This window comes from Streptoverticillium olivoreticuli subsp. olivoreticuli, from assembly GCF_003391135.1.
Classification (GTDB): Bacteria; Actinomycetota; Actinomycetes; order Streptomycetales; family Streptomycetaceae; genus Streptomyces; species Streptomyces blastmyceticus.
Map to the genome: position 1 here is coordinate 6,606,877 of NZ_CP031455.1, position 14,044 is coordinate 6,620,920.

The window sequence follows — 14,044 nt, forward strand, 5'->3', positions numbered from 1 at the left end:
GACACCGTGCCGGAGCGAGACGTGACCATCCCCGGGCAGCAGACGGCACCCGAAGAGGCCGAGCCCCTCCTGAAGGTGGAGGGGCTGGTCAAGCACTTCCCCATCACCAAGGGGCTGCTGCGCCGTCAGGTCGGCGCGGTGCAGGCGGTCGACGGCATCAGCTTCGAGGTGCGCGCGGGGGAGACCCTCGGCGTGGTCGGCGAGTCCGGCTGCGGGAAGTCGACCATGGGCCGGCTGATCACCCGGCTGCTGGAACCCACCGGCGGCAAGGTCGAGTTCCAGGGCAAGGACATCACCCACCTCGGGGCCTCGGGCATGCGCCCGATGCGCCGCGACGTACAGATGATCTTCCAGGACCCGTACTCCTCGCTGAATCCCCGGCACACCGTCGGCACGATCGTCAGCGCCCCCTTCAAGCTCCAGGGCGTCGCGCCCGAGGGCGGCGTCAAGAAGGAGGTCCAACGGCTGCTGGAGCTGGTGGGCCTCAACCCCGAGCACTACAACCGCTACCCGCACGAGTTCTCCGGCGGCCAGCGGCAGCGCATCGGCATCGCCCGGGCGCTCGCCCTCAACCCGAAGCTCGTGGTCGCCGACGAGCCGGTGTCCGCCCTGGACGTCTCCATCCAGGCGCAGGTGGTCAACCTGCTGGACGACCTCCAGGACGAGCTGGGCCTGACCTATGTGATCATCGCCCACGACCTGTCCGTCATCCGCCACGTCTCCGACCGGATCGCGGTGATGTACCTCGGCAAGCTCGTGGAGCTCACCGACCGCAAGTCGCTCTACGAGAAGCCGATGCACCCGTACACCAAGGCGCTGCTCTCCGCGGTGCCGGTGCCGGACCCCAAACGGCGCGCGAAGAGGGAGCGGATCCTGCTCAAGGGCGATGTGCCGTCGCCCATCTCACCGCCCTCCGGATGCCGCTTCCACACGCGGTGCTGGAAGGCGACGGAGATCTGCGCCACGCAGGAGCCGCCGCTGCTCGAACTGGCCACCGGCCACCGGGTGGCCTGCCACCACCCGGAGAACGCGCCGGATCCGGCGCCGGCCGCCTGACGGGCCGGACGGGCCGGTCCGCCCGGCCCGTCCGGGGCTTCGGCTCGCGTTCGAGTAAGAATGTCGCGTGCTCACCGATCTGTTCAGCCCCTCCGTCCAGCACTCGCTGGACCTCGCCGGGATCTTCGTCTTCGCGATCTCCGGCGCGCTCCTCGCCGTGCGCAAGAACTTCGACGTCTTCGGCATGGCGGTGCTCGCCGAGGTCACCGCGCTGGGCGGCGGGCTGTTCCGGGACCTGATCATCGGGGCGGTGCCGCCCGCGGCCTTCACCGACCTGGGCTACTTCCTGACCCCGCTGTTCGCCACCCTGATCGTCTTCTTCCTGCACCCCGAGGTCGAGCGGATCACCAAGGCCGTGGGGGTCTTCGACGCCGCAGGTCTCGGGCTGTTCTGCGTGACCGGCACGATGAAGGCGTACGCGCACGGGCTCGGCCTCACCTCCTCCGCCACCCTGGGACTGGCCACGGCGGTCGGCGGCGGAGTGCTGCGCGACGTACTGGCGCACGAGGTCCCCTCGCTGCTCCGCTGGGACCGCGACCTCTATGCCGTGCCCGCGATGGTGGGTGCGACGATGGCGGCGGTGCTGATCCGTTTCGACGCGCTCAACGCCTCGACCAGCGCGCTGCCCGTGCTCACGGCGTTCGTGCTGCGGCTGCTGGCCATGCGCTTCCACTGGCGGGCGCCGCGCGCGTGGCACCGCAGGAGCGCGGCGGCCGAGGAGGGCTGAGCGCACGGTCTTCCCCAGCTGACCTACCCATCAGTAACTTCGCGGTGTAGCGTCGGAACATGGCACTGGGAACCATCGGAAACAGCGAATTCGACCGCGACACCGCGGTGTCGCCGCGCGAGCGGGACGGCGGGCGCGGGGTCTACGACGCGGACCTCTCCGCCGGGTGGACCATCTTCGGCGCCGTCAACGGCGGCTATCTCCTCGCCCTGCTCGGCCGCGCCCTGGGCGACGCCCTGCCGCACCCGGACCCCTTCTCGGTCACCGCGCACTACCTCTCCGCCTCCCGGCCCGGCCCCGCCGTCGTGCGCACCGAGCTGATCCGCGCCGGCCGTACGCTCTCCACCGGGCAGGCGTCCCTGGTGCAGTACGCCGCGGACGGCACCGAGGTCGAACGCATCCGCGTCCTCGCCACCCACGGCGATCTGGGCGCCCTCTCCGACGACGTCCGCACGACGGCCAAGCCGCCCGCCCTGCCGCCGTACGAGCACTGCCTCGGCAAGGACGACGGCCAGGCCGCGGCCGCCGCCCCCGAGATCTCCGGGCGGCTCGACATCCGGCTCGACCCCGCGACGGCGGGCTGGGCGGCGGGCGTGCCGAGCGGGCGGGGCGAGATGCGGGGCTGGTTCGGGCTGGAGGACGGACGGCCCGCCGACGCGCTCTCGCTGCTGCTGGCGGTGGACGCGCTGCCGCCCGCGGCCTTCGACCTGGGCCTGAACGGATGGGTCCCGACGATCGAACTCACCACGCACATCCGCCGGCGGCCCGCGCCCGGCCCCCTCCGTGTCTCCCTCACCACGCGCAACCTCGCGGGCGGCTTCCTGGAGGAGGACGCGGAGGTCTGGGACAGCGAGGACCACCTGGTGGCCCAGTCCCGCCAACTCGCGCTGGCGCCGCGGGGGGCGTAGCCGGTCGGGAGGGCCGGGGTCCGGGGCGGGGTCCGGCACGCGGCGGAGCCGCATATCGGATGCAGCCGGGAACGCCCGGTACGGGCCCGCGCCCCAGCTCGTAGAATCGTCCCCACCATGGCCTACCTCGACCACGCCGCCACCACCCCGATGCTCCCGGAGGCGGTGCAGGCGATGACCGCCCAGCTCGCCCGCACGGGCAACGCCTCCTCGCTGCACGCCGCCGGGCGGCGCGCGCGCCGCACCGTCGAGGAGTCGCGCGAGTCCCTCGCCGCGGCGCTCGGCGCGCGCCCCAGCGAGGTGGTGTTCACCGCGGGCGGCACCGAAGCGGACAACCTCGCCGTCAAGGGTCTCTACTGGTCCCGCCGGGCCGCCGACCCGGCCCGTACGCGCGTCCTCGCCAGCCCCGTCGAGCACCACGCGGTGCTCGACGCCGTCCACTGGCTCGGCGAGCACGAGGGCGCGACCGTCGAGTACCTCCCCGTCGACGCGCACGGCCGGGTGCACGCCGACGCGCTGCGCGAGGCGATCGCCCGCAACCCCGACGACGTGGCCCTCGCCACCGTGATGTGGGCCAACAACGAGATCGGCACGGTCATGCCGGTCCGCGAACTGTCGGCCGTGGCCGCCGAGTTCGGCATACCCCTGCACGCCGACGCGGTGCAGGCGTTCGGCCAGCTCGACGTGGACTTCGCCGCCTCCGGGCTGGCCGCGATGACGGTCAGCGGCCACAAGGTCGGCGGCCCGTACGGCATCGGCGCCCTGCTGCTCGGGCGGCAGTACGCGCCCGTGCCCCTGCTGCACGGCGGCGGCCAGGAGCGGCACGTGCGCTCCGGGACGCTCGACGTGCCCGCCGTCGCCGCGTTCGCGGTGGCCGGCACGCTGGCGGCCGAGCGGCGCGCGGACTTCGCGCGCGAGGTCGGGGCCCTGCGGGACGATCTGGTCGCGGCGGTACGGGCCGCGGTGCCCGACGCGGTGCTCGGCGGCGACCCCGACCCCGCGGGCAGGCTGCCCGCCAACGCGCACTTCTCCTTCCCCGGCTGCGAGGGCGACTCGCTCCTGCTGCTGCTGGACGCGCAGGGCATCGAGTGCTCGACGGGATCCGCGTGCACGGCGGGCGTGGCGCAGCCCAGCCATGTGGTACTCGCCACTGGCACGGCCCCGGACCTGGCACGGGGGACGCTGCGGTTCTCTTTGGGCCACACGTCGACGAAGGCGGATGTGGCGGCTGTGGCGGAAGCCATCGCTCCGGTCGTGGAGCGCGCCCGGAGCGCGGGCCTGAGCTGACCCCGGGGCTGCGCCCCGGACCCCGGTTCGCTCGCGTGCGGGCCGGTGGGGGCTTGTCGCGCAAGTTCCCCGCACCCCTGACGGGGCGCATGCCTGCGGCCGGGTGCGGGTGCGCCCCGATAGGGGCGCGGGGAACTGCGCGACCGGCCAGGGATGTCCCGCAGACGCAAACGGTCTCGGGTGGCCCCCCGGTAGGCGCGGCTGGGCTCGCTGCAGGCGCCCCGTACCCTGGAAGGGTTATGACTGACTTCCCGGGTGCCCCCGACCTCCAGGCCCCCCGCAAGGGGATGCGCGTGCTCGCCGCAATGTCCGGCGGCGTCGACTCCGCCGTGGCCGCGGCGCGAGCCGCCGAAGCGGGCCACGAGGTGACCGGCGTGCACCTCGCGCTGTCCGCGAACCCGCAGTCGTTCCGCACGGGCGCGCGCGGCTGCTGCACCATCGAGGACTCGCGCGACGCCCGCCGCGCCGCCGATGTCATCGGCATCCCCTTCTACGTCTGGGACCTCGCCGAGCGCTTCCGTGAGGACGTGGTCGAGGACTTCATCGCGGAGTACCAGGCGGGCCGCACGCCCAACCCCTGCCTGCGCTGCAACGAGAAGATCAAGTTCGCGGCCCTGCTCGACAAGGCCCTCGCACTCGGCTTCGACGCGGTATGCACCGGCCACTACGCGACGGTCGTCCTGAAGGACGACGGCACCCGCGAGCTGCACCGGGCCAGCGACATGGCCAAGGACCAGAGCTATGTCCTCGGCGTGCTGGACGAGAAGCAGCTGGCCCACGCGATGTTCCCGCTGGGCGACACCCTGACGACCAAGGAAGAGATCCGGGCGGAGGCGGAGCGGCGCGGCCTGGCCGTGGCGAAGAAGCCCGACAGCCACGACATCTGCTTCATCGCGGACGGCGACACCCAGGGCTTCCTGGCCTCCCGCCTCGGCAAGGCGGACGGCGACATCGTCGACGAGTCGGGCACGAAGCTCGGCACCCACGAGGGCGCCTTCGGCTACACCATCGGCCAGCGCAAGGGCCTGCGCATCGGCCACCCGGCGCCGGACGGCAAGCCGCGCTACGTCCTGGACATCTCCCCGGTGAACAACACGGTCACGGTCGGCCCGGTGGAGGCCCTCGACGTCTCGGCCCTGACCGCCATCAAGCCCCGCTGGTGCGGCACGGCCCCCTCGGGCCCCGGCACCTACACCGCCCAGCTCCGCGCCCACGGCGGCGAGACCCCGGTCACGGCCGAACTGGTCGACGGCGAACTGCGCGTCTCCTTCACGGAGCCGGTCCGCGGCGTGGCCCCGGGCCAGGCGATCGTGCTCTACGACGACACGCGCGTGGTGGGGTCGGCGACGATCGCGACGACGGAGCGGGCGGCCGCGCGGGTGGCCCAGTAGGCGCAGCGGGCCGTGGTGCCGCCGGGCAAGCCGTCCCTGGGCGGGACCGCCGCCCCGCGATAGGGCAGGGTAGGGGCATGGCAACACACCTGATCACCGGTTCCGGCTCCGGCATCGGCGCGGCGGTCGCGGAGCGGCTGCTCGCGCGGGGCGACGAGCTGTATCTCTTCGCGCGGGACGCCGGGCGGGCCAAGGAGCTGGCCGCCCGCTTCCCCGGGGCGAGGACGCTCGTCGCCGACCTGTCCAACCCCGACCGGATCTCCTGGGCGCTCAGCCAGCAGACGCTGCCCGACCGCGTCGACTCGCTGCTGCACATCGCGGGCGTCTGCGACCTCGGCACCATCGGCGACCTGACCACCCGCACCTGGAACCGCACGCTCGCGGCCAACCTGATCGCCCCGGCCGAGCTCACCCGCCTCTTCCTGCCGCAGCTGCGCGTCTCCCAGGGGCACGTCGTCTTCGTCAACTCCGGCGCCGGGCTCAACGCCCATGCCACCTGGGGCGTCTACGCGGCGAGCAAGCACGGCCTGAAGGCGCTCGCCGACTCGCTGCGCGCCGAGGAGCACGGCAACGGCGTACGGGTCACCAGCGTCTACCCCGGCCGCACGGCGACCCCGATGCAGGCGAAGGTGCACCAGCAGGAGGGCAAGGAGTACGACCCCACGAAGTGGATCGACCCGGACTCGGTCGCGAAGACCATCCTGCTGGCGGTCGACCTGCCGCGGGACGCGGAGATCAACGACCTGACGGTCCGCCCCGGCCGCTGACCGTACGGGCGGGCCGCGCGCGGTCCGCGCCGCCGGAAGGGTCTCGTAGTCTTCCTGCGTGAGCGAGAAGAGCGAGTTGAGCTGGGGCGCCGGGGTCGCCACCGGGGTCGGATCGATGCCCGGTGGTGACGCCCGGGAGGCCGCGAAGACCGTCACGGGGTCGCTGGAGGCCCTGCCGTACCTGCCGGAGCTGCCCGCCCGCGGCCCGGGCGCGGACATGATCGGGCGGACCGCCGGGATGCTGGTCGAGGTCTACGCCCACGTGGAGCCCAGCGGGTGGCGGATCAGTGACCGGCCGGGACGGGACACCAAGCGCGCCCGGTCCTGGCTGGGCGAGGACCTCGACGCCCTGGAGGAGTACACGCAAGGGTACGAGGGCGCGCTCAAGGTCTCGGCCGTCGGCCCGTGGACCCTGGCGACCGCGCTGGAGCTGCGCGGCGGCGAGGCGGCCCTGGGGGACCCCGGAGCCTGCCGCGACCTGACCGCCTCGCTGGCGGAGGGCCTGCGGGCGCACCTCGCCGAGGTGCGGCGCCGGGTGCCGGGCGCCCGGGTGGTGCTCCAGCTGGACGAGCCCTCGCTGACCTCGGTGCTGACCGGGCAGGTCCGCACCGCCAGCGGCTACCGCACCTACCGGGCGGTCGACCGGGCCGTGGTCGAGGGCGCGTTGCGCGAGCTGGTGACGGTGGCGCGCGAGGCCACGGGCACGGCGCCCGTCGTGCATTCGTGCGCCCCCGGCGTGCCGTTCGCGCTGCTGCGCCGGGCCGGCGTCGAAGGGGTCTCCTTCGACTTCTCGCTGTTCACCGAGCGTGAGGAAGAGGCGGTCGGGGAGGCCGTCGAGGCGGGCACCAAGCTGCTCGTGGGCGTGGTGCCGGGCGTGGACGGCCCATTGTCAGACCCTGCCGGTAGCGTCATGGGTGTCAGGACGCTGTGGCACAGGCTGGGGCTGTCGCCGGGGACCCTCGCGGAGTCCGTGGTGATCACCCCCACGTGCGGACTCGCGGGCGCTTCGCCCGCATATGCCCGCACGGCGCTCGCCCACTGCGTCCGGGCGGCGAGATCGCTCGCGGACAACCCTGAGTGACGGCGCTCATGGGCTCGCCCATGGATCAACGGGAGGACGAGACGGTGGCTGGCGGACAGCACGGCGAAGAACAGCTCGCGGCGGAGGCTGCGCTTGTCGTGGCACCCGCGGAGGCACGGGAGCAGCACGCGCGGCTCGCCGAGCAGATCGAGGAGCATCGCTTCCGGTACTACGTGAAGGACGCCCCGGTCGTCAGCGACGCCGAGTTCGACCGGCTGCTGCGCTCGCTGGAGGCACTGGAGGAGCGGTATCCGGCGCTGCGCACCCCCGACTCGCCCACCCAGAAGGTCGCGGGGGCGTACGAGACGGAGTTCACGGCCGTCGAGCACCGCGAGCGCATGCTCTCCCTCGACAACGCCTTCGACGACGAGGAGCTGGCCGCCTGGGCCGACCGCCTCGCCAAGGAGATCGGCGAGGGCGCGGCGTACCACTTCCTGTGCGAGCTCAAGGTCGACGGCCTCGCCGTCAACCTGACGTACGAGCAGGGCAAGCTGACCCGCGCCGCCACCCGCGGCGACGGCCGCACCGGCGAGGACATCACGCCCAACGTCCGGACGATCACCGAGATCCCGGACCGGCTCCTGGGCGAGCGCGTCCCGGAGCTGGTCGAGATCCGCGGCGAGGTCTACTTCCCGATGGAGAAGTTCGAGGAGCTCAACGCCCGCCTGGTGGAGGCGGGCAAGCCGCCCTTCGCCAACCCGCGCAACGCGGCGGCCGGTTCGCTGCGCCAGAAGGACCCCCGGGTCACCGCCACCCGCCCGCTGCACATGGTGGTGCACGGCATCGGCGCCCGCGAGGGCTTCGACATCGACCGCCAGTCGCAGGCGTACGAGCTGCTGCGCGAGTGGGGCCTGCCGACCGCCGCGTACAACAAGGTCGTCGACTCCCTGGAGGGCGTGCGGGAGTTCATCGCGCACTACGGGCAGCCCGACGTCCGGCACTCGATGGAGCACGAGATCGACGGCGTCGTCGTCAAGCTCGACGAGATCCCCCTCCAGGGGCGGCTCGGCTCCACCTCGCGCGCGCCGCGCTGGGCCATCGCGTGGAAGTACGCGCCCGAGGAGGTCAACACCAAGCTGGTGGACATCCGGGTCGGCGTCGGCCGCACCGGCCGGGTGACGCCGTACGCGGTGGTGGAGCCCGTCACCGTCGCCGGCTCCGAGGTCGAGTTCGCGACCCTGCACAACCAGGACGTCGTCAAGGCCAAGGGCGTCTTCATCGGCGACACCGTGGTGCTGCGCAAGGCCGGCGACGTGATCCCCGAGATCCTGGGGCCGGTGGCCGATCTGCGGGACGGCAGCGAGCGGGAGTTCGTGATGCCCGCCGAGTGCCCGGAGTGCGGCAGCGCCCTCCAGCCGATGAAGGAGGGCGACATCGACCTCCGCTGCCCCAACGCCCGCGCCTGCCCCGCCCAGATCCGCGAGCGGCTCTACTACCTGGCCGGCCGCAAGTGCCTCGACATCGAGAACTTCGGCTATGTGGCGGCCACCGCCCTCACCCAGCCCCTGGAGCCGGCCACCCCGCCGCTGAGGACCGAGGCCGACCTCTTCGACCTGACGATCGAGGAGCTGCTGCCCATCAAGTCCTATGTCCTCGACATGGATTCGGGCCTGCCCAAGGTCGATCCCAAGACGGGCGAGCCGAAGGTCGTCACCTTCTTCGCGAATCAAAAGGGTGAGCCGAAGAAGAACGCGCTCGCGATGCTGGAGAACATCCAGGCCGCGAAGGAGCGCCCGCTGGCCCGCTTCCTCACCGGGCTCTCCATCCGGCACATGGGCCCGGTCGCGGCCGAGGCCCTGGCCCGGGAGTTCCGCTCCCTGGACCGGATCGCCGAGGCGAGCGAGGAGGAGCTCAAGGCCGTCGACGGCGTCGGCCCGGGCACCGCGGAGTCCGTGAAGCAGTGGTTCGCCGAGGACTGGCACCGCGAGATCGTGGAGAAGTGGCGCGCCGCGGGCGTCCGCTTCGAGGACGAGGCGGCGGGCGAGGACGAGGGCCCCCGGCCGCTGGAGGGCCTCACCGTGGTGGTCACCGGCACGCTCGCCTCGTACACCCGCGACGGGGCGAAGGAAGCGCTCCAGAGCCGGGGGGCGAAGGTGACCGGGTCGGTGTCCAAGAAGACGGACTTCGTGGTGGTGGGGGACAACCCCGGGTCGAAGTTCGACAAGGCGATGCAGCTGAAGGTGCCGGTGCTGGAGGAGGACGGGTTCGCCGTGCTCCTGGAGCAGGGGGCCGACGCGGCCCGGGAGGCGGCGGTCCCGACGGCCGAGTAGGCCGGGGCGGGCCCGGGTCCGTCTCCCGCGGCCCCGTGCGCCCGCCCCGCCACACATGGGCCCCGGATCACTACCAAAACCCAGGCCGCCACCCCACCGGAGTAATGCCCGCATAGGCAGTGGGCATTACCCCTACAGCGCATACCAGATGGCTACAAGAGGTCGGATCCCAATCGGGCAACCGCTGCCGATCGCTGCCCGCCGTAGCCTTCTGCGGCCTACTGTTGAGATGTGCGCCTGCCGTGGCGCGGGCACCGCCGGCTGTGAGAGGGACGGGCATGAAACCCACCGACAGCGCCGAACCGGCATCTCGGCTGCGCCGGGTCCCTCCGCCCGCGCTGCCGATGGTCTGTGTCACCGTGGCCGTCCTCGCGCTGGCCGCCGGGATCTGTCGTGTACTCACCGAGGGCCACGCCCTCTTCCCCGGCCATACCGTCGGGGTGGCCCTCGCCTCGCTCACCGCCCTGATCGTCGCCCACCTCGTCGCGCTCGGCCGTGACCGCTGGTGGGGCGGCACCGGCTCCGGAGCCGCCCTCACCCTGGCCGTCCTGCTGCTCTACGGCTGGCTCCCCGCCGTCCTGATCAGCATCTCCGTCGTCCTGCTCGTCGCCACCGCCCGCCGCCACCGCTGGCGCCAGGCGTTACTCCACGGCGCGGTCGACATCCTCGGCATCGGGGCCGCGGGCCTCTCCCTGGCCATGTGCGGAGTCGTCTCCAGCGTCGAGAACCCCTGGCTGCCCGACACCTGGCCACTCACCGCCCTCCCCAAGATCGCCCTGGCCGCTTTCATGTACCTCGCGGTCACCCGCGCCCTGCTCTGGTACTCCATGGCCCCCCGCACGGGGCTGAGCAGCATCGCCCGCACCGCCCTCGTCCGCCAGGCCCTCGTCGGCGGCGCCCTCCTCGGCATCGCCCCGCTCATCGCCGTCGTCGCCGACCACGCGCCCATGCTGCTGCCGCTGTTCGCGGTGCCGCTCATCGCCCTCGACTCCACGCTCTGGATCGCCCGCGCCCGCGCCGAGGAGCAGCTCCGCGACCCGCTCACCGGGCTGCCCAACCGCCAGTGGCTGCTGGAGCGCACCTGGATCGCCCTCGACGAGGCGGAGCGCGCGGGGACCCGCGCCGCCCTCGTCCTCATAGACCTCGACCGCTTCCGCTCCGTCAACGACACCCTCGGCCACCTCGCCGGGGACCGGCTGCTGCTGCAGATAGCGGAGCGCCTGCGGCTCGCCCTGCCGCGCGACGCGGAGGCGGCCCGGCTCGGCGGCGACGAGTTCGCGGTGCTGCTCCCCACCGCCGACTCGCTCACCAGCGCCCAGCGCGTGGCCCGCTCCCTGGTCGCCGCCCTCGGCTCGCCGCTCAACCTGGAGGGGCTCACCCTCGTCCTGGAGGCCAGCGCGGGCGTGGCCGTCTATCCCGACCACGCGCTCGACGCCGGCGACCTGCTGCGCCGGGCCGACGTGGCGATGTATCAGGCCAAGCGCGACCGCAGCGGCGTCGAGGTCTACGAGGCCCGGCGCGACGGCAACACCCTCGACCGGCTGGGCCTGTTGGGCGATCTCCGGCGGGCGCTGGACGCGGGCGACGTGGAGCTGCACTACCAGCCGAAGGTCGGCTTCGACGGCCATGTCGAGGGGCTGGAGGCGCTCGTCCGCTGGGTCCACCCCGAGCGCGGCAGAGTCTCCCCGGACGAGTTCATCGCCATCGCCGAGTCGTCCGGGCTGATGCCCCGGCTCACCGAGTACGTCCTGGAGACCGCCCTCGGCCAGGTCGCGAAGTGGCGGGCGATGGGGCTGAACGTCCCGGTCGCGGTCAACGTCTCGCCCCGCGACGTCCACACGCCCGGCTTCGCCGGCTCCGTCGCCGCCCGGCTGGCCCGGCACGGCGTCCCGCCGGGCGCGCTGCAACTGGAGATAACGGAGCACGTCCTCCTGGAGGACCCCCAGCGGGCCGCCGACACCCTCGCCGGCCTCACCGGCCACGGCGTGAAGATGTCCCTCGACGACTTCGGCACGGGCTACTCCTCCCTCGTCCACCTGCGGCGGCTCCCGGTGAGCGAGCTCAAGATCGACCGGTCCTTCGTGGCCCGCCTCGCCATCGACAACGAGGACGCGGAGATCGTCCGCTGCACGCTCGACCTCGCGCACTCCCTGGGCCTGCTGGTCGTCGCCGAGGGCGTCGAGGACGACGAGACATGGGAGCGGCTCCGCGACCTCGGCTGCGACGCGGTGCAGGGCTGGCTGGTCGCCGCGGCGATGCCGCCGGACGAGACGACGGCCTGGCTGCGGCTGCGCAGCGAGAGCGGATGGCACCGCGAGGTCGACCGGCTGCGCGTGGCACCGGTGGCGCCCGTGGCGCCCTCGGAGGAGGCGGACCAGCCGGTGACGTAGGGCGCCCGGGCAATGATTTCGCGGGCAGGGGTGGCGGAGCCATAGGATTGGGCCAATAAACCGCCCAGAAACCGTCACGAACCCTGAGGATCGCCGCATGCCTGGCATCACGCGCGAGGAGGTCGCCCACCTCGCCCGGCTGGCACGTCTGGAGCTCAAGGACGAAGAGCTCGACCACTTCGCCGGACAGCTCGACGACATCATCGGCGCGGTCGCCCGCGTCTCCGAGGTCGCCGACCAGGACGTACCGCCGACGTCCCACCCGCTGCCGCTGACCAACGTCATGCGCGCGGACGAGATCCGTCCGTCGCTGACCCCGCAGGAGGCGCTCTCCGGCGCCCCGGCCCAGGAGCAGCAGCGTTTCAAGGTGCCGCAGATCCTGGGGGAGGACTGACCATGACTGCTGAACTGATCAAGCTGACCGCGGCGGAGATCGCCGCGAAGATCGCCTCGGGCGAGGTCACCGCCGTCCAGGTGACCGAGGCGCACCTGGCCCGCATCGAGGCCGTCGACGAGAAGGTCAACGCCTTCCTGCACGTGGACCGCGAGGGTGCCCTCGCGCAGGCCCGCGCCGTCGACGACAAGCGCGCCCGCGGCGAGAAGCTCGGCCCGCTGGCCGGCGTGCCGCTCGCGCTGAAGGACATCTTCACCACCAAGGGGATCCCGACCACCGTCGGTTCCAAGATCCTCGAAGGCTGGATCCCGCCGTACGACGCGACGCTCACGCAGCGCCTGAAGGCCGCCGACGTCGTCATCCTCGGCAAGACCAACATGGACGAGTTCGCCATGGGGTCGTCGACGGAGAACAGCGCGTACGGCCCCACCGGCAACCCCTGGGACCTGACCAAGATCCCCGGCGGTTCGGGCGGCGGCTCCAGCGCGGCGCTCGCCGCGTACGAGGCCCCCCTCGCCATCGGCACGGACACCGGCGGTTCCATCCGCCAGCCCGCCGCCGTCACCGGCACCGTCGGCGTCAAGCCGACCTACGGCGCGGTCTCCCGCTACGGCATGGTCGCCTTCTCGTCCTCCCTCGACCAGGGCGGCCCCTGCGCCCGTACGGTCCTGGACGCGGCCCTGCTGCACGAGGCCATCGCCGGGCACGACCCGCTGGACTCCACCTCCATCGACGCCCCGGTCCCGCCGGTCGTCGAGGCGGCCCGGAACGGCGACGTCAAGGGCATGCGCATCGGCATCGTCAAGCAGTTCCGCGGCGAGGGCTACCAGGCCGGTGTCCTCCAGCGCTTCGACGAGTCCGTCGAGCTCCTCAAGGAGCTGGGCGCCGAGGTCGTCGAGGTGGACTGCCCCTCCTTCGACCTGGCCCTGGCCGCGTACTACCTGATCGCGCCGTCCGAGTGCTCCTCCAACCTGGCCCGCTTCGACGCCATGCGCTACGGCCTGCGGGTCGGCGACGACGGCACGAAGTCCGCCGAGGACGTCACCGCGCTCACCCGCGAGGCCGGCTTCGGCGACGAGGTCAAGCGCCGCGTGATCCTCGGTACGTACGCCCTGAGCTCCGGCTACTACGACGCGTACTACGGCTCCGCGCAGAAGGTCCGCACCCTCATCACGCGCGACTTCGAGAAGGCGTTCGGCGAGGGCGGTGTCGACGTGCTGATCTCGCCGACCACCCCGACCACCGCGTTCCCGATCGGCGAGCGCGCGGACGACCCGATGGCGATGTACCTCGCCGACCTGTGCACCATCCCGACCAACCTGGCGGGCAACGCCGCGATGTCGCTGCCCTGCGGTCTGGCGCCCGAGGACGGGATGCCGGTGGGTCTGCAGATCATCGCGCCCGCCATGGCCGACGACCGGCTCTACCGGGTCGGTGCCGCGGTCGAGGCCGCGTTCACCGCCCGCTGGGGTCACCCGCTGCTCGAGGAGGCACCGTCGCTGTGACCATCGAAAAGGCCGGGAAGACCGGCAAGCTCGCGAAGGCCAAGGGCTTCAAGAAGTCCAGGCCCGGCACGTACCTGTCCATCGGCACCACGCTGTTCGGCGCGGTGAGCGTCGTGAAGCAGGCCAAGAAGGCCCGGGGCGAGCAGGACACGCTCCAGCTCGTGGACGCCATCGTCTCCGCCGCCGCCATCGCCACCGGCGTCGCCCTGCTCGTGCGCGAACTGCGCCGGATGAGCAGCGACGACGTTCTCGCGGACTGAGAGGTTAG

The 14,044-nt window shown here is 72.7% G+C and carries 12 protein-coding genes; all 12 read left to right on the forward strand.

What is annotated here, in order from left to right; genetic code table 11:
• Nucleotides 1-6: 6 nt before the first annotated feature.
• Complete coding sequence (locus tag DXZ73_RS29400) at nt 7-1,056, forward strand: ABC transporter ATP-binding protein (RefSeq protein WP_275898598.1); 1,050 nt, start codon at nt 7-9, stop codon at nt 1,054-1,056.
• Nucleotides 1,057-1,123: 67 nt separating this feature from the next.
• Nucleotides 1,124-1,783, forward strand: a complete 660-nt coding sequence (locus tag DXZ73_RS29405) for a trimeric intracellular cation channel family protein (RefSeq protein WP_116214031.1) — start codon at nt 1,124-1,126, stop codon at nt 1,781-1,783.
• A 59-nt stretch (nt 1,784-1,842) separates the two neighbouring features.
• Nucleotides 1,843-2,691 carry a thioesterase family protein gene (locus DXZ73_RS29410; protein WP_116214032.1) on the forward strand — a complete coding sequence of 283 codons (849 nt, stop codon included), beginning with the start codon at nt 1,843-1,845 and terminating at the stop codon, nt 2,689-2,691.
• 117 nt (nt 2,692-2,808) lie between these two features.
• Nucleotides 2,809-3,978 carry a cysteine desulfurase family protein gene (locus DXZ73_RS29415; RefSeq protein ID WP_116214033.1) on the forward strand — a complete coding sequence of 390 codons (1,170 nt, stop codon included), beginning with the start codon at nt 2,809-2,811 and terminating at the stop codon, nt 3,976-3,978.
• 239 nt (nt 3,979-4,217) lie between these two features.
• Nucleotides 4,218-5,369, forward strand: a complete 1,152-nt coding sequence (mnmA, locus tag DXZ73_RS29420) for a tRNA 2-thiouridine(34) synthase MnmA (RefSeq protein ID WP_116214034.1) — start codon at nt 4,218-4,220, stop codon at nt 5,367-5,369.
• Between the two features lie 77 nt (nt 5,370-5,446).
• Complete coding sequence (locus DXZ73_RS29425) at nt 5,447-6,136, forward strand: SDR family oxidoreductase (RefSeq protein ID WP_116214035.1); 690 nt, start codon at nt 5,447-5,449, stop codon at nt 6,134-6,136.
• Nucleotides 6,137-6,194: 58 nt separating this feature from the next.
• Entirely contained in the window at nt 6,195-7,217 is a 1,023-nt protein-coding gene (locus tag DXZ73_RS29430) for a methionine synthase (protein WP_116214036.1), read from the forward strand.
• A gap of 20 nt (nt 7,218-7,237) precedes the next feature.
• A complete protein-coding gene (gene ligA / locus DXZ73_RS29435; RefSeq protein ID WP_116215942.1) occupies nt 7,238-9,487 on the forward strand; it encodes an NAD-dependent DNA ligase LigA in 2,250 nt (749 codons plus the stop codon).
• Nucleotides 9,488-9,765: 278 nt separating this feature from the next.
• Nucleotides 9,766-11,877 (forward strand): putative bifunctional diguanylate cyclase/phosphodiesterase, encoded by a 2,112-nt coding sequence (locus DXZ73_RS29440; protein ID WP_116214037.1) that lies wholly within the window; start codon nt 9,766-9,768, stop codon nt 11,875-11,877.
• Between the two features lie 97 nt (nt 11,878-11,974).
• Entirely contained in the window at nt 11,975-12,271 is a 297-nt protein-coding gene (gatC, locus tag DXZ73_RS29445; protein WP_116214038.1) for an Asp-tRNA(Asn)/Glu-tRNA(Gln) amidotransferase subunit GatC, read from the forward strand.
• Between the two features lie 2 nt (nt 12,272-12,273).
• Nucleotides 12,274-13,776 carry an Asp-tRNA(Asn)/Glu-tRNA(Gln) amidotransferase subunit GatA gene (gatA, locus tag DXZ73_RS29450; protein WP_116214039.1) on the forward strand — a complete coding sequence of 501 codons (1,503 nt, stop codon included), beginning with the start codon at nt 12,274-12,276 and terminating at the stop codon, nt 13,774-13,776.
• Nucleotides 13,773-14,036, forward strand: coding sequence for a hypothetical protein (locus tag DXZ73_RS29455; protein ID WP_240351538.1), 264 nt, complete (start codon nt 13,773-13,775; stop codon nt 14,034-14,036). The genes gatA and DXZ73_RS29455 overlap by 4 nt, the downstream gene beginning before the upstream one ends.
• The last annotated feature ends 8 nt before the right edge of the window (nt 14,037-14,044 follow it).